At 71.8% G+C, this 24,430-nt stretch carries 24 protein-coding genes; all 24 read right to left on the bottom strand.

The window, feature by feature from the left end; genetic code table 11:
- Positions 1 to 170 precede the first annotated feature (170 nt).
- Positions 171 to 1,970 (bottom strand): VWA domain-containing protein, encoded by a 1,800-nt coding sequence (locus tag BJY16_RS09080; RefSeq protein ID WP_185038626.1) that lies wholly within the window; start codon positions 1,968 to 1,970, stop codon positions 171 to 173.
- 8 nt (positions 1,971 to 1,978) lie between these two features.
- Positions 1,979 to 3,289, bottom strand: a complete 1,311-nt coding sequence (locus BJY16_RS09075) for an AAA family ATPase (RefSeq protein ID WP_239177092.1) — start codon at positions 3,287 to 3,289, stop codon at positions 1,979 to 1,981.
- 275 nt (positions 3,290 to 3,564) lie between these two features.
- Positions 3,565 to 4,182: a hypothetical protein gene (locus tag BJY16_RS09070; protein WP_185038625.1), complete on the bottom strand. Its 618-nt coding sequence runs from the start codon at positions 4,180 to 4,182 to the stop codon at positions 3,565 to 3,567.
- Positions 4,183 to 4,287: 105 nt separating this feature from the next.
- The gene (locus BJY16_RS09065) at positions 4,288 to 4,788 is read right to left on the bottom strand and encodes a DUF4314 domain-containing protein (protein ID WP_185038623.1); all 501 of its coding nucleotides are present in this window, start codon (positions 4,786 to 4,788) and stop codon (positions 4,288 to 4,290) included.
- A complete protein-coding gene (locus BJY16_RS09060) occupies positions 4,785 to 5,072 on the bottom strand; it encodes a hypothetical protein (protein WP_185038622.1) in 288 nt (95 codons plus the stop codon). The genes BJY16_RS09065 and BJY16_RS09060 overlap by 4 nt, the downstream gene beginning before the upstream one ends.
- Before the next feature lie 234 nt (positions 5,073 to 5,306).
- The gene (locus BJY16_RS09055; RefSeq protein ID WP_239177090.1) at positions 5,307 to 5,714 is read right to left on the bottom strand and encodes a hypothetical protein; all 408 of its coding nucleotides are present in this window, start codon (positions 5,712 to 5,714) and stop codon (positions 5,307 to 5,309) included.
- A 5-nt stretch (positions 5,715 to 5,719) separates the two neighbouring features.
- On the bottom strand, positions 5,720 to 6,253 hold the full coding sequence (locus tag BJY16_RS47000) for a hypothetical protein (protein WP_260418272.1): 534 nt from the start codon (positions 6,251 to 6,253) through the stop codon (positions 5,720 to 5,722).
- A gap of 174 nt (positions 6,254 to 6,427) precedes the next feature.
- The gene (locus BJY16_RS09045) at positions 6,428 to 7,504 is read right to left on the bottom strand and encodes a M23 family metallopeptidase (protein ID WP_185038621.1); all 1,077 of its coding nucleotides are present in this window, start codon (positions 7,502 to 7,504) and stop codon (positions 6,428 to 6,430) included.
- 103 nt (positions 7,505 to 7,607) lie between these two features.
- Positions 7,608 to 8,051, bottom strand: coding sequence for a hypothetical protein (locus BJY16_RS09040; protein WP_185038620.1), 444 nt, complete (start codon positions 8,049 to 8,051; stop codon positions 7,608 to 7,610).
- Between the two features lie 124 nt (positions 8,052 to 8,175).
- Entirely contained in the window at positions 8,176 to 9,192 is a 1,017-nt protein-coding gene (locus tag BJY16_RS09035) for a hypothetical protein (RefSeq protein WP_185038619.1), read from the bottom strand.
- Positions 9,192 to 9,602, bottom strand: a complete 411-nt coding sequence (locus tag BJY16_RS09030; protein ID WP_185038618.1) for a hypothetical protein — start codon at positions 9,600 to 9,602, stop codon at positions 9,192 to 9,194. The genes BJY16_RS09035 and BJY16_RS09030 overlap by 1 nt, the downstream gene beginning before the upstream one ends.
- Before the next feature lie 268 nt (positions 9,603 to 9,870).
- Positions 9,871 to 10,560: a GGDEF domain-containing protein gene (locus BJY16_RS09025; RefSeq protein WP_185038617.1), complete on the bottom strand. Its 690-nt coding sequence runs from the start codon at positions 10,558 to 10,560 to the stop codon at positions 9,871 to 9,873.
- A 92-nt stretch (positions 10,561 to 10,652) separates the two neighbouring features.
- On the bottom strand, positions 10,653 to 11,513 hold the full coding sequence (locus BJY16_RS09020; RefSeq protein ID WP_185038616.1) for a hypothetical protein: 861 nt from the start codon (positions 11,511 to 11,513) through the stop codon (positions 10,653 to 10,655).
- 136 nt (positions 11,514 to 11,649) lie between these two features.
- Positions 11,650 to 12,249, bottom strand: a complete 600-nt coding sequence (locus tag BJY16_RS09015) for a hypothetical protein (RefSeq protein WP_185038615.1) — start codon at positions 12,247 to 12,249, stop codon at positions 11,650 to 11,652.
- 271 nt (positions 12,250 to 12,520) lie between these two features.
- Complete coding sequence (locus tag BJY16_RS09010) at positions 12,521 to 13,204, bottom strand: hypothetical protein (RefSeq protein WP_185038614.1); 684 nt, start codon at positions 13,202 to 13,204, stop codon at positions 12,521 to 12,523.
- Between the two features lie 334 nt (positions 13,205 to 13,538).
- A complete protein-coding gene (locus tag BJY16_RS09005) occupies positions 13,539 to 14,063 on the bottom strand; it encodes a hypothetical protein (protein ID WP_185038613.1) in 525 nt (174 codons plus the stop codon).
- 541 nt (positions 14,064 to 14,604) lie between these two features.
- The gene (locus BJY16_RS09000; RefSeq protein WP_221501929.1) at positions 14,605 to 15,405 is read right to left on the bottom strand and encodes a hypothetical protein; all 801 of its coding nucleotides are present in this window, start codon (positions 15,403 to 15,405) and stop codon (positions 14,605 to 14,607) included.
- Positions 15,406 to 15,799: 394 nt separating this feature from the next.
- Positions 15,800 to 16,675: a replication-relaxation family protein gene (locus tag BJY16_RS08995; protein ID WP_185046348.1), complete on the bottom strand. Its 876-nt coding sequence runs from the start codon at positions 16,673 to 16,675 to the stop codon at positions 15,800 to 15,802.
- 334 nt (positions 16,676 to 17,009) lie between these two features.
- Positions 17,010 to 19,523 (bottom strand): ATP-binding protein, encoded by a 2,514-nt coding sequence (locus BJY16_RS08990; RefSeq protein ID WP_185038612.1) that lies wholly within the window; start codon positions 19,521 to 19,523, stop codon positions 17,010 to 17,012.
- The gene (locus BJY16_RS08985) at positions 19,520 to 21,259 is read right to left on the bottom strand and encodes a VirB4 family type IV secretion system protein (protein ID WP_221502457.1); all 1,740 of its coding nucleotides are present in this window, start codon (positions 21,257 to 21,259) and stop codon (positions 19,520 to 19,522) included. The genes BJY16_RS08990 and BJY16_RS08985 overlap by 4 nt, the downstream gene beginning before the upstream one ends.
- A gap of 62 nt (positions 21,260 to 21,321) precedes the next feature.
- Positions 21,322 to 22,239: a PrgI family protein gene (locus tag BJY16_RS08980; RefSeq protein ID WP_185046347.1), complete on the bottom strand. Its 918-nt coding sequence runs from the start codon at positions 22,237 to 22,239 to the stop codon at positions 21,322 to 21,324.
- Positions 22,240 to 22,271: 32 nt separating this feature from the next.
- Entirely contained in the window at positions 22,272 to 23,168 is an 897-nt protein-coding gene (locus BJY16_RS08975) for a TrbL/VirB6 family protein (RefSeq protein ID WP_185038610.1), read from the bottom strand.
- 2 nt (positions 23,169 to 23,170) lie between these two features.
- Complete coding sequence (locus BJY16_RS08970) at positions 23,171 to 23,572, bottom strand: pilin (RefSeq protein WP_185038609.1); 402 nt, start codon at positions 23,570 to 23,572, stop codon at positions 23,171 to 23,173.
- A gap of 594 nt (positions 23,573 to 24,166) precedes the next feature.
- The gene (locus BJY16_RS46395; protein ID WP_203758958.1) at positions 24,167 to 24,325 is read right to left on the bottom strand and encodes a hypothetical protein; all 159 of its coding nucleotides are present in this window, start codon (positions 24,323 to 24,325) and stop codon (positions 24,167 to 24,169) included.
- Positions 24,326 to 24,430 lie beyond the last annotated feature (105 nt).

The raw sequence follows: 24,430 nt of genomic DNA, 5'->3' as shown, positions 1-24,430 counted from the left end.
CCGTCGGAGCCGCCGGCCGGGGGCCTGCCGGCGGCGTCCCTGCCCTCCACACCACCGTGATGATCAGTGCCCGTCAAGCCATGGTGTGCGGGCCGGGCGCGCTGCGCCCCACCGAGCCGTTGACGGTGTGCTGGGCTACGCCGAGCCCGGTGCTGGGCTCGGCGTAGCGGTCAGCGGTGCGCTGTCATGGCGGCGGTGGCGGCTCTCGCGATCAGCCGCCCGGACTGGGCGGGGTCGGCGAGGGTCACCTGCTGACCGCCGTTGAGTGGGGTGCTGCCGGGTGGGGCCAGCCAGAGCAGGGCGCAGCCGGCACGCAGGAGCCGGTCCATGCGGTGCTGACCTGCTTGCGTTTCGGTGGCGGTGAACTCGCCGTCGCTGACGACGACCAGCAGCCGGGCGCCGGCCCGCGGGTCGGCGAGGCCGAGCGCGGCGTCGAGGGCATCGACTGCCAGGGGGAATCCTGCGGTGTCGTTCTCCTGGCCGAAGAGGCGAACCTGGGCGGGTGCCTGCCCGGGTGCGGTGATGGCGGTGACGAACCTGCCGAAGGTGACGGTGGCGCTGGTGCCGCCGGCCCAGGTCGCGGCCTGGGCGGTGATCCAGGCCGCGGAGGCGATCGGGTGGGCGAAGGCGCTGACCGAGGGTGAGACGTCGGCGCAGATCCCGACGGTGATGGGCGGGCTCGGATGCCGGCGGCGTTCGGTACGCCGCCAGGGTTCGGCGGTGGGTTGCCGGCCGGCGGCGCGCTGGGCGTCTGCGGTCATCGCTGCTCGCGCCCACAGCCGTCCCGGCGGGGTTGACGCCGTCGTGCGGATTTCGGTGGGTTCCCGGTATGCGGCGGCGCGCAGCGCGCGGGCCAGGTGGCGGGCGGCGGCGCGTTCGGCTTCGGTCGCCGGCCGCGTTGTCGGTGGTGGCGCGGTGGCGCGGGGTTTGCCGTTGGGGTGGACACCGGCGGAGTTGCTGAACACTTTTCGTTCGGCGGTTGTCGCCCGGGTACGGGCGCGGTCCTCGGCGTCGCGGTCGGCGGATCGGCGGGCCGCTGAGCGGGCTGCTTCGGCTTGGGCTTCGGCTTGTTCACCGTCGTGGTCAGCGACGGTCACGACCACCTGGCCGGCGGCTTTGCGTAAGGCTCCCGTGCAGGCGCCTCCGCCTGCTGGCGTGGCGCCGGGGGTGTCGGGCCGGCCGGGACCGGGTGGGCCGCTCAGCGGCGGAATGGTCGTGTCGTCGGGGGTGATGTTCAGGATCGAGCACCAGCGGCGGCCGAGGTCGAGCATGGTGTCGGTGTCGAAGTCGTCGACCTGGTGAGCGTGGCGCCACACCTGGGTCAGCTCGGCGAGCGTCGCGGGTCCGAGGATGGTCGTGACCGCGTCGCGGACGGGGCGTACTTCGTCGGGATCGAGGACACCGGCGTCGGCGCGGGCGAGGACCAGCGCGGCGGTGGCGGCGGCCGACCACTTCTCGTCGGTGTCCGGGACTTCGGCGAGCAGGATCTTGGTGGCGGCGGCGCGCAGCCATCGGCGGTCGCCGGGCCGGCGACGGACCTGTGCTGCTTCGATGCGGGATTCCTCGAGCAGGACGGCGGCTTCGGCGGCGGCTGGTTCACCGGCGCCGAACTCCCAGCAGGTGTGCTGGCTGTGGGCGGCCTCGTGGGTGAGCAGTCCCCAGAGAACGGGGAACTGTTCGCGCGCGTCCGGGTCGTCGGTGTCGATCGTGGTGAGGTCGCAGTCGAGGTAGTCGCCGTTGATCTCGACGGTTGCCTGTTCGCGCAGCAGGCAGGCAGGGGCGCCGCGGCCGGCGCCGGGTTCGCAGATCACGATCAGGTCGCCGCGGCCGGCGATCGGCGGTAGGTGCGCGGTCAGCGCCGCCGACAGCCGCAGCCAGCCGGCGTCCTGGGGGCTGGTGCGGGCGGGGGCGGCCGGGTCGGGGTCGAGGTGTTTGCCGTGGCTGTTCGCGGCCGGGTTGATGGTTGTCATCGGCGCGTTCACACCTGCGTGCCGAGCGCGAGCGGGGCGGGTGTGGCGATGCCGAAGGTCTGCTTGATCGCTTTGATCACGGCGTCGCGGTCCTCCGGCGGGGCGATGCCGACGAGGTTGCTGATGGCTGTCTCGACCCCGAGCACGTCGGTGAGCTTTTTGAAGGCCAGCAGCTCGCGTAGTTGCGGCGCCCAACCGATGTCGCCGGAGTCGTATCGGGTGGACAGGTTGCGGGCGGCGCGGACCATGTGAGCGTCGACGCCGAGGGCGGCGGCCAGGTCGTAGTCGGTGGACACCTTGATCTGGGCGCAGAAGCGGGAGGCGAGGGCTTCGGTGAGCACGGCGCCGTGCACGCCGGGGTTGTGCCCGGCGACCATGTAGAAGCCGCGCTTGGCGGTGATCATCTGACCGCCGGCGGCTTTGATGATGATCTGGCGGCGGCCGTCCATCGCCGGGTAGACCACGGCGAGGACTTTCGGGCTGATCAGGGTCGCGTCGTCGATGAACAGCACGCCGCCTGAGGTCATCGCTCGCGGCAGCGGGCCGGGGACGAATTCGTAGCCGCCGGATTCGGTGGGCACGTAGTCGCCGATGATGTCGCCGACGGTGGTGTCGCCGTCGCCGGGCACCGTGAACAGGTCGTCGCCGAACGCTGCCTCGATCAGGCTGGTCTTGCCGGTGCCGGGCGGCCCGTACAGCAGCACCGCCACGTCCTCGGTGCGCAGCTGGCGCAGCACGTCGACGTCGGTGCGTTTGGCGAGCCGGCGAGGGTGATAGAGCTGCCCGTTCGGGCGGCGGACCGGCCCGCTCGTCGGCGCCGGGCACGCCGGGACCGGCGTCGCGGCAGACCCGGCGGATGCCGGCGGTGCCGCCGGGGTCGGGGTGGCCGGTGAGGGCGTCCGCGGGGTGGGCGCGGCGACCGGCGGGACGGGGGCGGGGCCCGGGTGGGCTCGGTGGTGGCTGATGCCGGCGGCGGTGACGGTGAACTGCGCGTTGTCGCGGGTGGCCTGCCCGAGTGTGACGAGCTTGTCGCAGGCCAGCCCGATCGCGCCGGTGGACCGGCCGTGCAGCTGCTGCGCGATCTGTGCGACGCCGAACGCCTTGCCGCTGTCGGAGGCGAGGACACCGAGGACCTGCGCCTGTAGTTCGCCGGCGCGCAGGCGAGGCAGGCCGCTGACGGCGTTGACCGGGCCGGTCGGGGCGGTCATGGCCGGGACAGGTGCCGGATCGGCGGCATCGCAGCTGCCGGATGCTTCGGACGGGCCGGCTGTCGCGGCGATGTCGTCGGCGAGGTCAACCGACGGGGAGTGAGGGTGCATGGGGGTTCTTCCTCCATGGTGTGGGCATGGAGGTGGCCCCTGACCGTGTCCGGCAGGGGCCACCTCAAGGGGAAAAGGTGGCGACCTGCCGTTGCCGGTCGTCGTGACCGGGGCGGGCGGTTGCCGGATGGCGACACGGATCGGTGCCGCAGGTCAGCGGGAAGCCGTCACCGTGGTGACGGCGAACGATGCGGGTGCACCGGTGTCGGCGTGAACGGGCCGGTCAGCGGTGCAGCCGCACACCGGTAGATCAACACGGGGTTCGGTCGTAGCCGTTACTCGTGCGTCGGCGGGGTGCCGGTCGGGCCTGCCACGATGCGGCACTGCTCGGCGACACGCCGGAGAACTGCCGCGTCGAAGGCGTCCTGGTAGGCGTCGAGCGCCTCGCTCCACCTGTCGTCGGAGATGTTCCAGTGCGACGGGTGCTCGGGGCCGTCCATCAGGGTGACCAGGTCGGTGTCGGTCGGCGGTTCCACCATGTCGTGGCCTGCGCGGTGGTGCTGCGAGAGGACGAGGACCAGGTCAGGGGATTCGGTGGCGAGGTCGTGCAGCGCGTGGCGGGCCGCCATCGCGGGGTCGCCGGGGGCATGCTCGCCGAGCGTGTGCTCGCACCACTGGTCGGCGACCACGCGAGCGGCCCGCTGGGCGGCGGCCCGGACCGCGTCCAGCGTTTGCGGCCAGGTCAGGCCGGTGCCGGCGGCAGGCACCCAGCTGGAGGTCACCGCGCTGAGTTCGGCGCTCGGGTGGGGCGTCGCGGTAGGGCCGTTGTCCCAGTCGGCGATGACGGTGTCCTGCTCGGGGTGGAACTCGCGGACGGTGCCCAGGGCGCCGGCACGCACAGTGTCGGTGGCGAAGAGCAAGGTGATGCGTTGTCCTGCAGTGAAGCCTTTCACGGTTTCTCCTGTCTTCTATGGCGGCGTGTGCCGCGCTCCTTCGACCAGGAAGGGCGAGAAGGGCGGCGAGGGGAGGCGGGTCGCTCAGCGCGGGGCTGTGGCAGGTCAGCCGGCAGCAGGTGCCGCATCGCCGGGCCGTTCACCGGCGATCAGCCGCTGCCCGCGTCCGGTGCCCAGGCCGATGGCGTGGGTGGTGAAGCAGTCCTCGCACAGGTAAGCCCACCCCCGGCCGTGGCGCAGGGCCGCGTCGTAGCGGGCGGGAACCGCGACGTTGCGGAGTTGGTGGAGGGTGCACTGGGGTAGTTCAGCCACGTAGGCGACCTGCCCGTCCTGCCTGCTCGATGCGGAGTCCGGCCTGGTCCGGCCGGGTTCGCCGTGCCGGTGGTCGCCGTCGTCTTCGGCTGCGGACGGCATGTCGGCACCAGCGATCCGGTCGCCGGCGTCCAGGAGCATCGCCAGGGTTGAGCCGTCGTCCCAGCTGATGGCGACGGTGTTGGTGTGCTGGTCGTGGCGGCGGACGGTGCCGTGCGTGCCGGGCCGCAGCCGGGTGTACGGATCGCTGGTGTGGATCAGCACGACGCGCTGGCCCGGAAGGTAAGCGGTCATGGCTGCGACCTTTCGTCGTGCGGTACCGGTGTGCCGGGCTCCGGGCTGCTGGACAGCAGGTCAGCGGCGGTGACCAGCCGCTGCCGGTCATCCAGCGGGGTGGTTGCCGTATCCGGGCCGTCGACCGGATGGATGTCCGGGGTGGTGTGGTGCTGAACGAGCAGGGTGAGATCGTCGGACAGCGGCGGACGGTGGCGGGGGCCGAGCAGCAGCACGTTGCCGCCGGTTCGGGGTGCCTCGAACCGGGCCGGTCGGGCGGTGTTCGGTGACGGTGTTCGGTTCACGGGTGGTTTCTCCTTCGTGGGTTGGGCCCGCGCCGGCGGTCGCCGGCGCGGGGGTTCGAGGGTTGTTCCGGGCCCCCGGCCGGGCAGGGCGGTGGGACCCGGGCGAGACCAGTGGGATCGGGGATGCTGCCGTAGGGGCTGGGCCGGTTCGGGCCCGGGGCGCGGCACCGGCGGGGCCGGTAGCTGCCGGTGGCCTGCGTGCAGCTGGCGGCAAGCCGGGTTATCCGGGGCTGGTCAGTCGGTGCGGTTGCCGATCACGCGGTCGCAGTCGGCGGGGTCGACCGGGTACCAGGCCAGTCCCCAGCCGATGCGGTAGCAGCCTGCTCGAGGTGGTTGCCGGTGCACGCCCCCGCCGAGCGAGCAGGGGAGCCGGATGACGAGCACGTCGCTGTCGAAGCAGGCGGTACGCCAGCAGCTGCTGACGTAGTCGGCCGTGGCGTCGAGGGCGGCGACGATGGTGTGGGCTGTGTCGGCGTCGACGGTGAACTCGGCGCCGCCGTTCCACAGGGCGCGCAGGGTGCCGCGGTATCCCTCGAGGTAGCGGATCCGTCCGGGCGGGGGCTGGTAGCTGAGCCAATCTCCGGCGAACACCGCGGTGGCTTCCAGGCGCAGCGCGTACAAGGCGTCGTCAGTGCGGCGCACGGTGATCACCGCTTTCCGGGGCCGGTGGTTCGGTGGCGGGTGAAGGCGGGCGTGGTGGTCTCGGCGCAGCCGCAGTGTGTGCAGGTGACCACCGCGTCGAGGCCTGATCCGGTCGCGGTGTGAGCGGTGCTGAACCTGACCTCGTCGACGGCGGCACAGGTGGTGCAGCGGATCGTGCTGCCGTCGAGCGTGAACAGGTCGTCGCTGCCGTCGAGCAGATGCCGGCTGTACAACCGCCAGTTCCTTGCGCGGTCCGGGACGTAGAAGCCGATGCCGGCGTGGTCGAGGTCGATCAGATACAGCCCTTCCATGTCGTCGGTCGGCTCGTCGAGGTGTCCGTGGTAGATCTCGGGCGAGTCGGCGCGTCCGTCGACCGTCAGGTCGTAGACGGCGAGCAGGCCGGCCATGTCGCGGTCGTGGTCCTGCCAGTCGGCGCGCAGAAGCGGGATCTCGATCACCGGGTGGTTACCCCATTGCCGGTAGAGAGCTCGGTAGGTGCCGTGGGGCCCGAGGACCCCGACGTAGTGGCGGCTTCCCATGAACGTGTTCTCCTTCGTCGGTCGAGACGCCACCGGGAGACCCATGTCGGGTCTTTCGGTCGATGGCGTCGTGATGAGGCGGTCGTGCGAGTTCAGGCGGTTGCCGGGCCCGATCCGAGGCACTCGCGGCAGGCAGAGGTCGCCCGCCGGGTGGCCCGGTCGTCGGTGCGCGCTTCAGCCGAGTGGGGCGCCGACGGATTGCATGAAGGTGACCGGGTTGATCGCTGACCCGGCACCGTGATCGGCGTTGAGGTGGACCTCGTAGTGCAGGTGAGGTCCGCTGGAGTGGCCGCTGCTTCCCGACAGTCCGATGAGGTCGCCGGCGTTGACGTGCCGGCCGACCTGGACGTACGGGCGGACGAGCTGGTGGCAGTAGCGGGTCACGATCCCGCCGGCATGATTGATGTCGACGTACCAGCCGCAGCCGGATGTCAGGTCGGGATCGCCGTCGCGGTTGCAGCCCCAGTCGCCGCCGGTGCGGACGTCGATGGCGTTGCACCGCACCCGGGTGACCGTGCCGGCCGCGGCGGCGTGGATGGGGTGGCCCTTGGCTTCGATGAGGTCGACGCCGTCGTGACCGGGCCGGTCGGCGGTCCGGAATCCGCTGCCGACCTCGGCTCCGGGGGCCGGGCTGGTCCAGCCGGACGCGGCGATGACCGTCGTGCAGCCCGGCCCGGCCGGGTGGACGCCGGTGAGCGCGGCCACCAGCTGCGCCGCCTGCGGTTCCCACTTCGCGTAGGCATCCGGGTAGGCGCTGACCTGCACCGCCTGGGCCGCCCTGGTCAGGGGCATCGACTGCCAGCCGGTGATCGACTGCAGCTTGGTGTAGAACCTGGTCGCCGCGTACTCCGGATCGTGTACCTGGGCCGGTGTCCCCCACCCTTGGCTGGGCCGTTGCTGGAACAGCCCGATCGAGTCGCGATCGCCACCGGCCAGGTTGATCAGCCGGGATTCCTGCATGGCGGTGGCCACGGCGATCACCTGCCCGCGCACCGGGATCTTCAGGCGTGCGCCGACGGCCGCGATGATGGCGGCGTTGCCGACCTGCTCGCTGGTCCACGACCCGATCGGCGCCAGCGGGCCGGACCGGCTCGGCCTGGTGGCGACGCTGGCAAAGGCGGATGCCGGCTCCTCGGCGACGCTGCAGTTGCCGGCTGCTGCGGCGCCGCCGAGGAGCTGGGTCAGCCCGGAGCAGGCCAGCAGGATCGCGGCGGCTGCGGCGGCGACAGCGGCGAGTGCTCGGCTGCTCACCACGGCTCACCGCCGCCGCTGCCGGCGGGCCCGGTCCGGTGCACGGCGCAGTGGGGGCCGCCTCGTGGCCGATCCGCGTGAGGGCCGGCCAGGAGGTGGCGGCTCATGATGCCAGCGGTTCGGTGCTGATGGCGTCGCCGCCGCTGGTGTGCGCGGTGACGGTGTGGGTGCCGGGGTCGAGCAGGTAGATCCACTGGGCGTCGAGGCCGCCGGTGGCGGACAGGGCGAGGACGGTGACGGGGTCGGACGGCGCTCCCTGGCCGCCGATGCTGGTGGCGGTGAGGGTCATGCCGACGCCGGGGATCAGTTGCTCACCGGCCAGCGGCGTCGAGGTGCTGCCGTCGGTGGTGTCCGGGTCGAGGTAGTCCCAGTCGTAGGCCAGTAGCAGGGTGCTCAGCCGGTTGGTGTCACGCTCGGCGGCCCCGGCCCAGATGGCACGCAGCGTGGGGATCATGTACGAGGGATAGCCGTCGCTGTGGACGTAGCGCAGCCGGACCTGGCCGGGCTGTTCGGGGTCGGGGATGCCGACGTAACTGTGGGTGCTCACCGCTGCTTTCTCCTTCGGTTGTCGTGCGGGTTCGGGGTCGAACCGCCGGTGGCGGCATGGGACGCGGCCACGCTGTTTCTGCGACGGGCGTGCGCGGCCGCGAGTCGCAAGGGCGCGGGGCTGGTCAGCGGGCGAGGACGGCGACCTTTTCGCCGTGCAGCAGCGGCGCGCCGTCGGGGCCTTTGATGTGGGCGTTGATCCAGATCCGGTAGGTGTGCCCGTTGGTGTCGGTCAGCCGCCGCCAGTGCCCGCGGACCACGAACCGGACCCGGTAGTGCCACTTGGGGTCGCCGTCGGCGGGCTCGGCGTGAGCGCTGGTGCGGCGCAGCATGATCACGCGGGTGTCGTGTCGGATGCCGGCGCGGGCGGCGCGTTTGCGGGCGGGCCGGTCCATCGGGGCGGCGGCGACGGTGGCGAGGGGCTGGGCCTGGATGCGCCAGAAGGCGTAGGCGATGGTGGTGCACGCGCGGGTGAGGGTGGTGGTCTCGTCGATGCAGAACCGGCCGTCCGGTGCCGGTTCCCAGTCGCGGTCGGCGGCGTCGACCTGCGGCGGGTCTGCGGGTTCGACGGGCCGGCCGACCGGGACCATCGTGTAGTGCGACAGGATGTAGGGGCCGAACTGGCGGGCAAGGTCCGGCTCATGAGCCAGGTCTGCGCGGCGGCGGGCTGCCGCCGGATCGTGCGGGTCGTGCTGGTCGGCCCATCCGATGATCACCCAGGTCGCCTCACCGTTGGTGGCGATGCGGGTCCAGGTGATCGCGCCCAGCGACGACACCTTCCCGGTCAGTCCGCGGTGGTAGAGCGGCTCGGGGAACAGCAGCACGCCGTGATCGCACGGGGCGATGTCGTCGGGCAGCACCTCACCGGTGAGGTCGAGGGCCTGCGCGGCGGCCGCGATGATCGCGGTCATCGCCGGGGCGACGATGTACGGCTCGCCGACCTTCCACGGGGTGCCGGTGATCTGGTGCATCGTGGTGAGCACGTCCGGCGTCATCGCGCCGTACTCGTCGGGCATGTCGGCGAACAGCGCGTGCAGGTATCGGTGGGCCAGGGCGCTGTTGTGGTAGTCGACCATGCGGGCGCGCAGGTCGACGGCCGCGCGGGCGAATCCGGCGAGGGTGTCGTTGGGCAGGAAGTTCATCAGCGGTCCTCCGGGTTGTCGTAGTCGGCGGCCCGCACATGCGGGCGCCGGAAGGCGGCGAAGGGGCTCTGGGGTGTGGGCCTGAGCTGCCGTGTCGCGGCGTCCGGTGACAGCTCGGCGAAGCCGCTCGGCCCGGCCGGGACCGTCGCGCGTCCTCGGGGCGGATGACGCGGTGGCGCCAGGCTGGTCGTGTCGCGGGCGAGTTGGGTGGCTCGGTGCGCGGCGCGAGCGGCAGGGCACGGCGCGCGCTGGCCCCGGCATTGCAGGTTGCTGCAGGTGCCGTCAGGGCCGGGCTGGTGTGCTGCGGCGACCTTCGCGGCGTCGGTCCACAGCAGCGGGTCGGTGACGTCCTCTGGCGGCGGGGCGTCGGGGTGTTCTCCCGGGTTCTCGGCGGGGGTAGCGGCAGCCATCGTGGTGACCTCCGTCGGCAGGCGTGAGCATGCGACGGCCGCCCTCTGAGCACCGCATCCACCGCAGCGTTTGCCCTGGTCAAAGGGTGCTGGGGTGGCGGCCATGACGATCGACGCGTGACTGTCGATGAAGGTCAAGCCGTGCGGTGGCCCGGACTTTGGCCTGCGGGTGTGCCGCCGGTGCGGAAGCGGAAGCTGTCCGGAAAAGGGGTTCGCGTCCCGGTGCGGTACGCGAACCCTCTTTCGGTGCCGGACGGCGGGGCGCGGCTCAGGCGCGGCGGCGCGCGTCGCGGCAGCGGGTGTGCGCAGGCGGCAGCGGCGGTGCGGCGGCGAGGGCGGTGTCGCATACGCCGCCGCCTGCCGTCTTCGCCTGGTACATGGTGGCGTCGGCGCGGCGCAGCAGGTCGCGGGCGCTGCCGCCGTCGGTGGCGTAGCCGACGCTGGCGCGGACGTTCCACTCGTGGCGGTCGGCGACCGGGACGGGCTGGCTGGTGATCGTTCGCCAGGCCGCGCGGGCGCAGGCCCGGGTCTGTTCGGTGTCGCCGGCCACCAGCAGAACGAACTCGTCGCCGGACAGGCGTGCGGCGAGCTGGACCGGGGCCGGCAGGCCGGTCAGGCGCAGCCCGACGGCGGTCAGCACGTCGTTGCCAGCCTCGTGGCTGAAGGTGTCGTTGACGGCTTTGAAGTCGTCGAGGTCGATCATGACCACACCGACCGGGTTGCCTGCGGCGAGTGCTTCCTGGAGGCGCTCGGTGAAAGCACGCCGGTTGGGCAGGCCGGTGGTCTCATCGGTGCGGGCTTCGCGCTCGGCGGCTTCGGCACGCTGTTCGGCCGTGAGGACGCGCCGGTCAGCGTCGTCGAGGCGGTTCAGGAATCGGAACACCACGATGACGGAGGCGGCGAGGCCGGCGACGACCCCGCCGGCGGCGGAAAAGATCGAGATCAGGGTGGGAGACAATTGCGTCGCTCCTTCTGTTGCAAGGAGCACCGGGGCGGGCGGGGCCTTCCACGACTGCCGCCCGTCCCGGGCTACCTGACGGGATGTCGGTTTCAGTCGGTGGTGGGCGCGAGCTGGAACGTCGCGGCCTTGCGGTCTTCGACACGCACCGCTGCGCCCCGGTGGGCGAGTTTGTCGAGGGCGTTGGAGACGGCGCCTTCGCTGACCTTCGGGTAGCCGGTGTCCGCGTCGGCGGCGTCGATCGCCGCTTTCATGGCGCCGACCTTGTACTCGGTGTCCGGGTTGGCCTGCAGGATGCGCAACGCGCTGGCCTCCAGCGCCCCTTTGGGTCGGCGGCGCTTGATCGGTGTGCCTGCCTCGCCGGTGGCCTGGCCGGCGTCGCCATCAGCGGGAACGGTTCCGTCATCGGCCGAGACCGGTGAGGTCGGGGCGTCCGGCTGCCCGGTCGTGGGTGTGGCGGTGGTCGGGGTTTGCGCGGCGGGGGCCACGGCGCCGGCGGCATCCGGCGGGAGCGCCGGAGGGGCGGCATCGTCGTCGGGCCGTGCCGGCTCAGCGGCTTTCGCCTCTTCGCCGGTAGAGGGGTGTCCCGGAGCGGGTTGCGCCGCGGTTTGCTGCCGCTTCCGCTTGGCGGATTCAGGGGCTGCCGGCGCCGGGCCGGTGCCGCCGCCGGCGGGGGTGTCGGTCTGCTGGGCAGGGGTGGCGGTCGTGGCTTTGCCGGCCTCGGTCAGCCGCCACAGTCTCTGGCCTCGGTCTTGGTTGTAGTACTTCTCGGCCTGACCGGCGTTCTCCCAGGCTTGCAGTTTGGGGGTGACGGTGGAGTAGCCGAGCCCGGCCTTCGCGGCGATGGCGGCTGCGGTCGCCTCGCCGAGGTCGGCGATCGCGGCAAGGACCCGGAATGCGCTGTTCGCGGGCGGCGGGCTGGCGGGTTCGCCGGCCGTCGTCGGTGATGCCATGGTGGAGCTCCTTCCAAGGAGGGAGTTCCGGGCACGGCCGGTCACGGCCGGGCCCGGAAACTGTGGGGTGTTGACGCGCGTCGCGCGTCGGGGCCGGGCGTCGGCCGAGGGTTGGTTCGGGTCGGCTGGTGGGTGTTTAGGCCGGGTCAGCGGGCAGGTGAGCAGGGCGAGGCGTCACGTCGATCCAGCGGCCCGCGGTGGCGTCCCAGATCTGCCACCACGCGAGGGCGGACGGGGCCAGTTCTTCGTCCTCGGTCAGGCTGGCTCGCAGCCGTTCGTGGTCGGCGGCGAGCGCGGGTGAGGTCTCGGTGTAGGCGGCCGGGCTGGGCCAGCCCATCGGGCCGTCGCCGAGTTCGTGGTCGGTCATCAGCCGCAGCAGAGTGTTGCCGCGCTTGGCGGCGCGGGCGATGTCCCGGCTGGTCTCGTACTCGGCGACCAGGTCGCTGAGCACCGAGTCCAGCGTTGGCGTGGTGCCGCGCGGGTCGGTGCAGAGTGCGGCGAAGTCCTCCAGGTCCTGGTGCTTCTGACGGTGGTCGCCGGCGGTGTTGGAGTAGAAGGTGTCGGGGCCGCCGCGGCCTGCGTTCTGGATGACGCCGATGGCCTTCTTGTTGAGGCGCAGGGTGGCGGTGAAGGCGACGCCGTCGTGGGTCTGGTGGCCCGTGAACGAGGTCACGGTGTAACCGGTGTGCGGGACGAGGAGCCCGCTGTGCGGCAGTCGGACGGGTGTGGTGGGCACGGGATTGTCTCCTGACAAGGCGCGGCCTGCGGCCGGTCGTGGCCGTCGGCGGGATGAAGGTGCCCGAGCCACCGACCCTTCGGGTGCGGTGGCCCGGCACGGGGCGGATCGCGTGAGCGCACCGGTGAGGGCTACGACCGCTCGCCGCTGGGCAAGCGGCCTTCATCGGTGCTGACTGCTGTCGCGCTTCACCGCAGCCGCGGGGTGATCGCCGGCGACGGCCACCCCGCGACGGCAGATGAGCGGCCGGAACGTCCGGCTGATGTCGAGGTCAGTGCACCGCGAAGCCCTCGCAGAAGCAGGCTCGGTGCAGATAATCGAGCCAGGCGTTCCAGTACTCGATGTCGTCGATGCCGGCATTCGCCAGGGCTCGTTCACGTTGTTCGTCGCTGGCTCGGTACCAGGCGGCCAAGGCGTCCATGCACTCGGCGGGTGTGACGATCCATCCGTCGTTGCTGCCGAATTTGTACAGCGGGATTCCGGCCGTGTCGCCGGGATGCGATCGCAGTAGCGCCTCGGCCTGCTCCTGGCGGGCGCGCACCGCGGCGATCTCGGTGTCGGTCGGCGCCGCCTTCTCCGCCGCGGTCCGCCCGTACTTCGCCAGGTAATCGGCGGGGTCCTCCTGCTCCAGCAACGCTTCGGCGATCTGTCCGAGCCGGCCTTGCGGCCAGGGCGGGAACTGACCGGGCAGGTCGCACGCGTAGGCCATGCCCAACTCGTGCATGGCCTGCCGGAATCGGCCCATGCCCCAGATGTTGAGCCGGAAGTACGACTTCTGGGTGTTGCGCAACAGTTCGTGGAGCTGCACGACGCGGTCCTGGGCGAACAGGAAGGTCGGGTCGTCACTGCTGAGGGTGTCGCGGATGCGGGCAGCGGCGAAGAACTGCTTGCGGATCTCTTCGACCTGCTGCGCTTCGCCGTCCGGGACGACCACGGTGTACATGTCGTAGCCCATGCTCACACCGCCTTTCCGGTACCGGCGGCGGACGGGGCTGTCGTGATCGCACCCGGCAGGTGCGGACGATCAACCAGGCGGTGCAGCTGTTCGAGGCCTCGCGGGCGCGGGGTGTCAATCGCCGGGCTCGGCGGTCGACTGTCGGTGGCCGACGTCATCAGGTTCCTCCGTTGGTGAACAGATGGAACCCGGGCACGACCGTCTGGCCGTGCCCGGGGTGCGCGTATGCGCGGTAGGCCCGGAACGGCCAGGTCGTGCGGGTCAGAGCTGTCGGATCACGCCAGGCGCACGAATGCGTGGCGCATGGATGGGTCCGGGAAGGTCCAGCAGCGCTCTAGCTGCTGGCCCAGCCGAAGAACAGCCAGCCGTCTGGCATGGTCGGCTCGGTGCGGTCGGAAGGGTTGTGGCGCAGCGTCAGCCGGGCGGTGCCCTTCGGTGGGGTTCCTCGGCCGGCCGGTGTGGTCCAGCAGCTGTCGAGGACGATGTCATCCGGGGTGAGCAGTCGCCGCCTGCGGCAGACTCGGATGATCTTGTCGAGGTCTGCGCCCTGCAGGCTGGTCCCTGCTGCGGGGTGTGGCAGGTCGGGCACCTCGATCATGCGGGTGCCGGTCACGACGGGGATTGCGCCGGCCGGTCCCCACTTGTTGTCGATACGAGGATCGCTGTTGCTGATCAGTTCGTCGGCGAGGTTGCTGGCCTGGTCGAGGGTCATCAGCTGCCGGGTGATGATCACGAAGTCGTTCTTCTCCGCGATGGTGCCGGAGTAGCCGTCGTGGCCGTACTCGTACCGGGCGTCCGCGACAGCAGAAGCGAAGGCGGCGGCCGGGTCGGCGCCGGCGGCGTACTGGTCAAACGTCATGCCGCCCATGGAGCACCTCCCGTCGGCTTGGCCGCCGGCATGCTGCCAGGTCCACAGGTAGGCGCCGAGCGGGTAGCGGCCGTCGTGGTCCGGGCGCAGACGGTCGGTGATCCGGCGCCGGTTTCCGTGGCTGGGGTCGTGCTGGTACACGGTGGCAGGACATGGCTGAGCTGCAACCAGTGGCGGGGCATGGTGGTACCTCCTTGGTGAAGATCGCGGAAGAGGGAAAGAGCGGGCCGTTGTCGCCGGCCGGCGTGCGGGTGACGCCCCGGCCTGGGCGCTCGGCGGGACTGGCCGCAGGGCATGAGGGCAGGCGGTGAGGTGGTGCAGTAGATGTCTGCGCGACCGCGGCCGCCTGGGGGTGGGCGAGGTCTGCGGCAGGTTGTGGGTGTTCAGGCGCTGATCAGGCCGGTTGGGGAGTTGGTGGAACTGCGCCGTTGGGCCGGGCCGGATCGGCAGGGTGGGGGTGTGGTGGAGCCGGTTCGGGCTGTCGCTGTTCCCTTGGGTTCAGGGTGTGCGGGCAGGCTCCGAACCGGTTCCGTCAGTGGTGCAGGGTGACCGCGATCAGGCGGGCGTTCTCGATCGTGTCGAGGTAGCGCACGGCCTGGTCGAGGTAGTAGGTCCGGTCGGCGAGTGTGTCGCTGGCCGGGGTGAGGACGCGTCCGTCGGCGGTGCGCAGCGCGTCGCCGCAGATCGCCGTCATGGCGCTGTAGTGCTGGTAGGCCATGGGTCCGGCCTGCAGCATCTCCAGGTCCTCGATCGGCAGGTGCGCGGTGCCCGCGGTGGCTGCGTTGTGCAGCTGCATGGCGTTGACGCGGGGTTGGGCCCAGAAGTCGTCGCGCGCCTGGGCGTAGGGGTATTTCTTCGGGTCGGCGCAGTGACGTGCGTGCAGTGCCGGCCACGGCTGGGCCGGGCGGGTGCCTTGCACGACCTGGTGCCAGAGCTGGTGGCGGATGCCCGCACCGCACCCTGACGCGTCACGCAGACCGTCAAGATCAAGCAGTGCCGCTGGTCCGCCCGCGCAGTAGACGGGTGTGTTCCGCTTGCGCGGCTGCATGCCGATCAGCTGCCGGTGCTGCCACAGGCGCAGGTTCCGGATGGCCCAGAATCGCGGGTGCAGCCGTCCGGCCACGCCGAAGTGCCGGCTGAGGTCGGACGTGCGGGTGAACATGTCGGTGCGCAGCTCGTCGGGCAGCACGATGATCATCGTGTTGATCGTGGCGGCGGGTTTGAGCGTCACGGCCGGAGCCGGAGTAGGTGTCGCGGCGCGGACGGGGATGCTCGGCACGCGAGAGCCGAACCGGGTCAGCGGGGTTGCGGCACCGTCGGCGGTACTGGTCATGAAGGGGTCCTTTCGGCGAGGGCGCGGTGGTCGGCGCGCATGGTGATGGCCCGGCCCATCGGGTGCATGGGTCAGGTAGGGGTGGGTGGGGTGCTGGTTCGGTTGCGGCGCTGAGGGCCGTCGCGGGGTGCGGTGCCGACCGGCCCGGCTGGGCGGGGCGGTGGGCGGGCGCACCGGTGGGTGCGACGGGATCCGCAGGGCGGACCGAACGGGGTGGAGCGATATATGCGGAAAGGTGTTGCCGAGGAAGGTAGCGTCCGGGTCTGTCAGCCCGAGCCGCTGTCGTGATCGCCAGAAGTGGCGTTGACCTGCGCTGTCAGATCGACGGCGCGTCCGCGGCCGCCCTTGTCGGAGCGCTGTCAGGTTCCGGGTCTCTGACAGCCGGGCCTCGGGATTACTGTTCGGCCGCGGTGCTGAGGAAGCGGTGCGGGTTGGTGGCCGGGTTGTCCGGGCCGTGATCGCTGGGCAGTTCGTGCAGCCAGCGGCGCAGGGCCGGCTGGTCGGTCAGGGTCCAGGCGGGTCCGGCGGGGTGTTCGTCGTGGATGCCGGTGGCGACCGGCATCGCCAGCCGCACGCCGGCCAGGGCTTGCAGGAGGTGCTGTTCGCGGCGGCGGCCGGGCACGCGCAGCAGGACCGGGTAGCGGGGCCCGTAGGCGGCGAGCTGCTCGTAGGCGCGCAGTTTGCGCAGCACGGTGCCGAGCTTCTCGGTGCCTCGGTCGTGTTCGAGGAAGAACCCGACCTCACGGCCGCCGGCGGTCCAGACGCCGTGGCCGTCGGGGCGGATCCCGGCGCGCGCGAACACGGCGGTGGTGTGCTGCTCGGACCACCAGCGGGCCAGCCGGGCGGTGCCGTCGGTGCGGGCGTAGGCGTGCAGGTCGATGAACAGCTGGTTGGTGCCGAGCAGATGATCGAGCAGGCGGCTGCCGATGATGTTCTCGGTGCGCTCGATGCTGGTCCGCGGCGCCCGGGCGCCGGGGTCGGCGGGGTCGTTGTACTGGGTTTTATGGATCATCGCGCCGAGCGGGCCGAGGGTGTACAGGTACTGCTGGCTGCCGGTGGTGGCGTCGACGAACCGGCTGACCGCCTGCATGTGGTGCAGTTTGGCCAGGCGCAACAGGGCGGCACGGCGGGCCGGGAAGAACGCCGCCGTGATCTGGTCGGTGGTCAGCACGTAGTGCTCGGCGAGCCAGGCCAGCAGCAGGTGGTCGCGGGCGGTGAGCCGCCGCAGCAGCTCCAGGCGCTGCAGGCGGGCCGACGACGGCTGGCGCAGGGCGGGCTGACCAAAGGCGGACGAGAGTCTGCGAGGTCTGGGTTCGGGACTGGGGTTGTTCGCGGACACGCGGATGCTCCTTCAGGCGAGAAGGTTGTCCCTCCGTGGGAGGGGTGTCGCAGTCGCCGGAGCGCCGGCCGGGGCCGGCACTCGGCGGCGTGCTGCGGAAACAGCGAGCGCCCGGCGGGTCTGTCACGGCACCGGGCGATCAGTGGTGAAGGACGGGTGAAGCCCGTAGGGAAGAGCCGACGAAGCGCTGCGAGCTGCGCTGACAGACTCGTGCGGCCTGTCGCACTCTCAAGGCGGCATGTTGTCGTCATCGGCCATCGCATGGTCAGCGGTTCGGTTTGCCGCCGTTCGTGCGCCCGCCCCGGCTGCTGGTGTCGGCCTGCGTGGAGAGCTGCTCGACGAGCACGTCGATCGCGCTGGTGTCCTGCGCCGGGACACGGGCGGCGGCGGCTTGCCGGATCGCGGCCGCCTCGCCGATGACCGGCTTCGGTGGCCGGGTTTTGAAGGTGAACGCCGGGGTCTGTCGGCCGGCCACGACCAGGCGGGCGGCGGCGGTGTAGGCGTCCAGGTGGGCGAGGTCGTGCTCGTCGAGTTCGGGCAGGGTGTGCCGGGCCAGGACCCGGGCGTCCTCCGGCGCGACCGAGAAATAGATCTTGTTGCGGGCGTTGGCGGACGCCGCGGCCAGCAGGTCTTTCGGGAACTGCGCGAGGTCCTGGTGCGCCAAGGTCAGGGCCATCCGGTATTTGCGGGCCTCGGCGAGCATCGTGTCCAGTGACGAGGCGAGGGTGAGGAAGTTCTGTGCCTCATCGATGATCACGCTGCAGTCGCGGCGCCGTTCGGGCTCGACGCTCGCGCGGGCGGTGGCGGCCTGCCACACCTGCGCCAGGATCAGGCTGCCGAGCAGTTTGCTGGTGTCCTCACCCAGCTGCCCTTTCGGGATGCGGACCAGCAGCGCTCCGCCGTCGAGGATCTGGCCCATGTCGAAGCTCGACTTCGGGTAGCGCATGGTGCGTCGGACGAAGTCGCGCAGCAGGAACGCGCGCAGCCGGGCCAGGACGGGGCCGATGACCTGGGAGCGCAGCGCCGGGTTGAGGGTGTCGTACCACTGCCAGAAGCCGGACAGTCCGGCCGGATCGTCGAGGCCCACGGTCATCGCCGACCGGAACTGCGCCGAGTTGAGCAGCGGTGGGATGTGCTGCAGGGTGACGTTCGCGTGCCGCAGCAGGGTGAGGCAGCTGACTCGCATGACGTCGTCCATGCGGGGTCCCCAGGCCTTGGCGAAGATGTTGCCGAAGATGCTCACGAGGTTGTCGACGACCAGGTCCGGGTCGTCGCCTTCGAGGGGGTTGATCGTGGGCGGGTTGGGCTGGTCCGGGTCGAAGATCACCACCCGGTCGGCGATCCGGGCAGGGAGCCGGTCGAGGATGTCGAGGACCAGGTCGCCGTGCGGGTCGATGACCACGGTGCCGCGCCCGGCGAGGATGTCGTCGACGGCCATGTTCACCAGCAGTGTGGTCTTGCCGCTGCCGGTGGAGCCGACCACGTGCAGTTGGTAGCGGGCATCGGAGACGGACAGGGCGACGGGGTGGCCGCCGACTTCCGCGTCGCCGAGGACCTTCCTGCCGCGCCCGCCGGTCGGGATCGCGACCGGGGCCGGCATCGACTTGGCGCGGGCCCGGTCGAGGCCGGGAACCGCCAGGTCCTGCGGCAGGGCGGCAAGGACCGCGAGTTCCGGGGTGCAGGCGAGGAAGCCGGCGCCGAGCCGCCTGGCGGCGGCGACGGCTACCGGGTGCCGCATCCGGATGCGGTGGGCGAGCCGGTTGCGGGCGGCGTAGACGGCGTAGGCGGAGGCGATGGTGTCGGCGATCCCGCGCAGCCGGTCCTGCGCCCGGGCACCCCCGCGGTCGCTGTCCTTGGCGACGACGTACCGGATCCCGATTGTCCACAGGCTGTGGACAGTCTTGTCCAGGACCGCCCGGACGTCGCGTTCGACGCCCGGATCCCGGCGGGTGGTGCCGGTCGTGCGCGGGTTCGGGGTGCTGCCGGGCAGGAACAGGTCCAGGATCCACAGCAGCGGCGCCGCCGGGTTGATCGCCGGCAGGGCGGTCTTGCCGTCGCGCAGCCGGCCGGCGGCGCGCCGGGCCCGCGCCACCCGGCGGGGTGGGGCGGGCCGGGCGAGGATCTGCACGCACGCGTACTCGTCGTTCTTGAGCTGGGAGCCGGCCGACATCAGCGCGCGCAGCGGGTCCGCGTCGTGCTCGGTCTGCAGGGGCAGCCATTCGGCCGCTTGAGGCAGCAGGTGCCCGCCGGTGGCCATCTGTGCTTGCAGGGGGATCGGTGGGCGGGCGGTGCCGGTGGTGCAGGCGGCGCCGGGCCAGGCGGCGCGGATCGCGGCTTCGACGGCGCCGTGCGGGACGGTGCCGGGTACCCACACGCTGATGAGCAGGTGCCGGCCGGTCCAGGTGTATTGCCAGACCAGGTGCGGGCTGCCGTAGAGCAGCCGGCGCCGGGTGGAGGGGGTGAGGGTGCCGTGCAGGTTCGCCCACACCGCGGCCGCGTGGTGCGCGTCGACCTGCGGCGGTGGTGCCACCGTCACCAGGCGGGCGCCCTCGGCGTGGCGCCGGTGCCGCCACCCCGCGAGGAGGTTGCGGCCGGCGATCCAAACCAGGAGCAGGCCGGCGGCGACGGTGAGCAGCCAGGGCCGCTGGGCGGCCCAGGCGAGCGTGTGCAGGATCCACTGCGCCGGCGCGTCCGGGGCCGGAATGACACCGGCGCCCGGCCCTGACGGACCGGGCGCCGGAGAGAGCGACGGCAGGAGGGTGCGCGGCGGGGCGGTCATAGGTCGGCCTCGTCGTCGAGGCCGGCCAGCTCGGCGGGCGTGGTCGTGGCGAGAGCGTGCTCGGCGGCCGAGGAGATCGCCTCGAACCCGGTCCGGTTCGTCCCGGAGATCAGCAGTCCGTGCCCGACCCGGGCGGACAGCAGCAGCCGGCGCTCACCGGCGGTCAGCCCGAACGCGTCCGCGACCTGGTCGATGGCCTGCGGCGCCTGCTTGAGCAGGATCTGGGTGGCGGCGTTGGCTACCACGGCCTGTCCGAGGTCGGTGCCGAGTACGTCCGCGACGTCCTGGGTGATCACGCTCAGGCCGGCGTTGCGTTTGCGGCCGGCCTTCGACATCCGGAACAGGAAGCGGGCGCCTTCGCCGTCGCGCATGAGCAGCCATGCCTCGTCGACCACGACGAGGCGGCGGACTCCCAGGCCGCTGGGGCTTGGGGCGTCGACGCTGCGCCAGATCGCGTCCAGGGCGAGGAGGGTGCCGACGGTGCGCAGCTCGTCGGGCAGCTGCCGCAAGCTCCAGACCACCAGGTGACCGCCGGGGCGGGTGGTGGTCGGCGCGTCGAACAGGCCGGCGAAGGAGCCGTGCACCCATGGGGCGAGCCGGGCCGCGAGTTGCCCGGCGGCCGGATCGGCGTCGGTTTCCAGGATCGCGGTCAGGTCGCGCAGCAGCGGGGCGGGCCGGTGGTGGGTGGCCGGGTCGGCGGTGATCCCGGCCTGCCGGTACACCGCGAGAATCGCCCGGTCCAGGGCGGCGCGTTCGGCCGGCGGCGGCACCTCGGCCAGCAGCACCGCGATCAGGGTGTGCAGGAACAGGCCGCGGCGGGTGAGCACGTCGGGGCGGGTGTCGCCGACGGGCAGGTCAAGCGGGTTGATCTTCACGCCCGGGTTGCCCAACCGGACGGTGGTGCCGCCGACCGCGTCGGCCAGGCGCAGGTATTCGTCCTCGGGGTCGACGACGGAGACCTGGACCTGCTGGTAGAGCTGGCGCAGGATGTCGAGCTTGACGAAGTACGACTTCCCGGCGCCGGACCGGGCCAGCACGATGCTGTTGTGGTTCTCCTGCGCCCATCTGTCCCACCAGACGATGCCTTGGGAGTCCGGGTTGATCCCGTAGAGCACGCCGCCGGTCTCGGCGGGGTCGCCGGGCAGCGGCGCCGGCAGATCCGCGCTGGCGAGGGGGAACGCGGCGGCGAGGGCCTGGGTGTCCATGGTCCGGCGCATCTGCAGGCTGTCGACGGCGAGGGGCAGGGTGGTGGTCCAGCCGGGCAGGTGCCGCCACGTCGCCGGCTGCACGTCGATCAACGTTGAGGCGGCGGCGGCTTTGACCTGCGCGCACGCCTCGAGCAGTTCCGGCTCGGTGCGGGCGTGCACGGTCAGATACAGGCCGACCTTGAACAGTTTCGCCGCGCCGCGGGCGAGCCGTTCGGCCAAGTCGGCGGCGTCCTCGGCGGCGGCCTGCACGTACGGGTCGGCCAGCTTGCCGTTGACGGCGTCGGCGCGCCGCGACGATTCGAACCGGGCCCGTTGGGTGCGCAGCCGGGCCGCGGCGGTCGGGGCGGGGATCGGGTCGATGTGCAGGGCAAGGTCGAGCCGGCCCGGCCAGGACAGCAGGGGTTCGAGCCAGGCCGGGCCGACCTCGGCCGGGTAGCCGGTGACGACCAAGGTGGCGGCGTAGCCGTCCCCGACCCGCAGGAAACGTGGAGTCACCTCGACGGAGGCGGGGGCGCTCGTGGCGGCCAATGCCGAGGACGCGCCGCTACGAGCGGCGTCCTGGCCGGTAGTACGGGGGCGGGTTCGGGTTTTCACGATCGTCTCCTGGAGGGCAGGACCGGGCCGGGGCCGGTGATGACGGTTTCCGGTGCCGCGAGGCCGCCGGGGCGTGGCGGCCGGTACGGGTCCGCCGCCGCCGCGAGGGCCGCGGTCGCGGCGTGCCCGTCGAGCGCCCGGGTGGTGACGCCGAGCCCGGACAGGGCGCGGACGGTGCCGTCCGCGCGGCGGCGTGCGGCGTGCTCGCCGCGCTCCTCGGCGCTGGTGCGGGTGACGATGAGGACCTGCCGGCGCAACGGATCGCGGCGTTGGGCCAGGTCGTCGAGGAACGTCGCGTGGTCGGCGGCGGCCTCTGCCAGAGCCGGGTGCGGCAGCCGGTCGGCGGCCGCGGCGAGAGTGCGGGCGTGCGAGTGCAGGTCGACCGGCTGCGCGGACACGACGATCTGCGTCGCCGTCGACAGGCTGTTGAGCCACCGGCCGAACGTGTCGACCAGCGCGGCCTGCTCGTCGCCGGTGCGCAGCGCCAGGTTCACGGTGGTCGCCGCGACCATCGCCGCGTGAGTGCCGCCGAGGCTGATCTCGCCGTCGTCGCTGATCGCGTCCGCGGGCAGCTTCAACGGCGCGGGCAGCATCACCCGCCCGGTCGGCGCCTCGACCCAGTCCGGAACGGTCGTGCTGATGTCGACGGTCGACAGGGCGCGCGGCGTGCGGGAATGCCGGACAGCGGCAAGTAGCCAGGCGTCTAGGCTCAATCCGTCCCGACGGCCGACGGCCAGACCGAAGACCAGGCCACCGCCGAGGACTGCGGCACCGACCAGCAACGGTGTCGGCACGAGGTCGTGCAGGCCTTGCCAGGCACCGTAGAAGACGACGGCGGCGACCGCGAGGATCGCCAGTTGCCGGAACGTCAGCCCGTAGACGATCTTGTCCGGGGCGTCCACGTCCGCCGGCATCCGGGCGCGCCCACCGGTGTCACGGTCGCCGGTCACCGGGCACCTCCGACACCAGGCAGCAGCCTGGCCAGGTGTTGCACGGCCACGACCCGGATCACCATGCTCAGGAAATTGGTGCTACGGCCGCCTTCCATCGCGAAGCGGCGCACCAGGCTCGGGATCCGCACGCACATCCACAGCAGCACCATGACGATGAACAGATTCAGGATGCTGCCGGGCTCGATCAGCATGCCCATCTTCGGCAGCATCGCGTCGGGGTCGAGCAGCATCCACTGCGCGGCATACAGCACCGTGCCCTGCAGCACCGGCACCGCCAGCACCCCCGCGAGGGACCGCCACCACAGCCGGGCAATCGGATCGGTCTGCGGCAACGCGTGACAGGCCAGCGCGATCGGCCCACCGGCGACCAGCGCCATCGCGGCGATGAACCTGACGACCGACGAGCAGCAGGTGGCGGCCATCAGGAACAGGATGATCGCCAGGCAGACGACGAACAGCCCGCCCCCGGTCTCAGCGCTGATCATGATGTGCTCGCGCATCGCCTTGATAGCGCCGGCCTGGTCGAGATCCTGTGCGGTCAGCGCCGCGGTCAACGCGTTCGCCAGCTCGATCATCTTGCCGGCTACCAGCTGGGAGAGGTGCGACGCGACGAACCCGACGACGCAGCGCGGCAGCAGATCCTTGACGGTGTAGCGGGATCGTTCGTCGCCACCGGCGACCATCGTCAAAGTTCCGGCAGCCAGGAACACCAGCGCGAAACATGTGTCGACGATCCACACGGCGCGGCCGGTCAGCGCCTGCACCTGCGGCAAGGTGGTCACGTCCGGGGTGATCAGCAGGATGTCGGTGATCACCTTGATCAGCGCGTTGAGACTGTCCACCAACAGGTCAGCGAACCAGTCCAGGACGCCGTCGAGCATCCAGCCCATGATCAGCCTCCGACGATGCCCTTGACGACCTGCAACAGCACCGGGGCCAGCACCGCGAGGCCGTAGCCGACCAGCGCATTACGCAGCGCGCCCTTGGCTTTGTCGACCTGGGCCGGGTCACCGCCGGCGGTCGCCCAGTACACCCCGGCCAGCACCAGGAACAGCGTGGCGACCGAGGCCAGGATTCCCATGAGCCACTGCTGCAGACCGGCGACTACCTGCGGCAGTGTTTTCGCCGCCAGCACGACGGTGCCGGAATCGGCGTGCGCGGCGGCAGGAGTGAGAAGGATCAGCGCCACCACGGCGGTGGGCGCGGCGGCGTGCCGCCGCGCCCACCGGCAGGGCGGGAAAAGACGACGGCGACGGCGCTGGGCACGCGGACGTGCTCGCTCGATACGGGACATGACGGGATTCACCTCCCGCCGCGCACCGCGCTCGAAAGCGCGCTGCGCGGCGATGCTCGAAACAACGGATGCGGGAACCGCCGCCGGGCAGCACAGGAAAAGGTGATGTCGACGCGTCCGGGCCTCGAGAGGAGCTCGTCCTCCCATTCGGGTTCGGCGTTCGATGTGGTGTCAGCGCATCAAAGGGCGCGGCACCCGAGGCACCTCGGCTCGCGTCGGCCCTTTTCCTGGGCCCGAAAGCGAGCGGACACCGCCAGGTTCGGCGCCGTGTCTTCGGCGTCTCAGCGGTTCCGCACCCCCACAACGGCGTTTGTGCGCTATGGCGAACACTCCCCGGTCTGACACCGGTCTGACAGCGCGGGTGCGAATCTGACGAAGCAGGTCAGCGCAGCAGAGCAGGCCGCGATGCCAGGCATCAGACGGTTCGCCACCGGTTTGAACGCCGACCTCGCCGCGGTCACCGCCGGGTGGAGCCTTGGTCGGGGTTGCCTCGCGGGCGGGCTGCAGGTTGATGACCAAGAACCGGCAGGATGCCCGGAATGTGTGCGAGATGAACGCTTTGCCGTGGTCGCAGACGATGGTTTCCCGGGACGATCACCGGGCGGGCCGCCGCGTGCCGCAGCCGGCATCGATGTCGAGCAGCTGCTGGTGCGGCAACACCGAGGCTCCCATCCGCAGCGCGTTGCTCCAGCCGGGACGCATCGGCTCGGCGGTCAACGACCGGGCCAGCAACACCGAGGCGTCGACCGTCACCGACCGGCTGCCCACGTGCGTGGCCGACCGGCTGCGGGCACTGGTTGATCGAGGGCCAGGTTCGGGGATACACCGCCCAGGTGGGTAAGCCGCGTCGGGACTGCG

It is taken from the genome of Actinoplanes octamycinicus (genome assembly GCF_014205225.1).
In the GTDB taxonomy this organism is placed as follows: Bacteria; Actinomycetota; Actinomycetes; order Mycobacteriales; family Micromonosporaceae; genus Actinoplanes; species Actinoplanes octamycinicus.
Note: the sequence above shows the minus strand (reverse complement) of the source record. Positions and strands in the feature narration are given on the sequence as shown.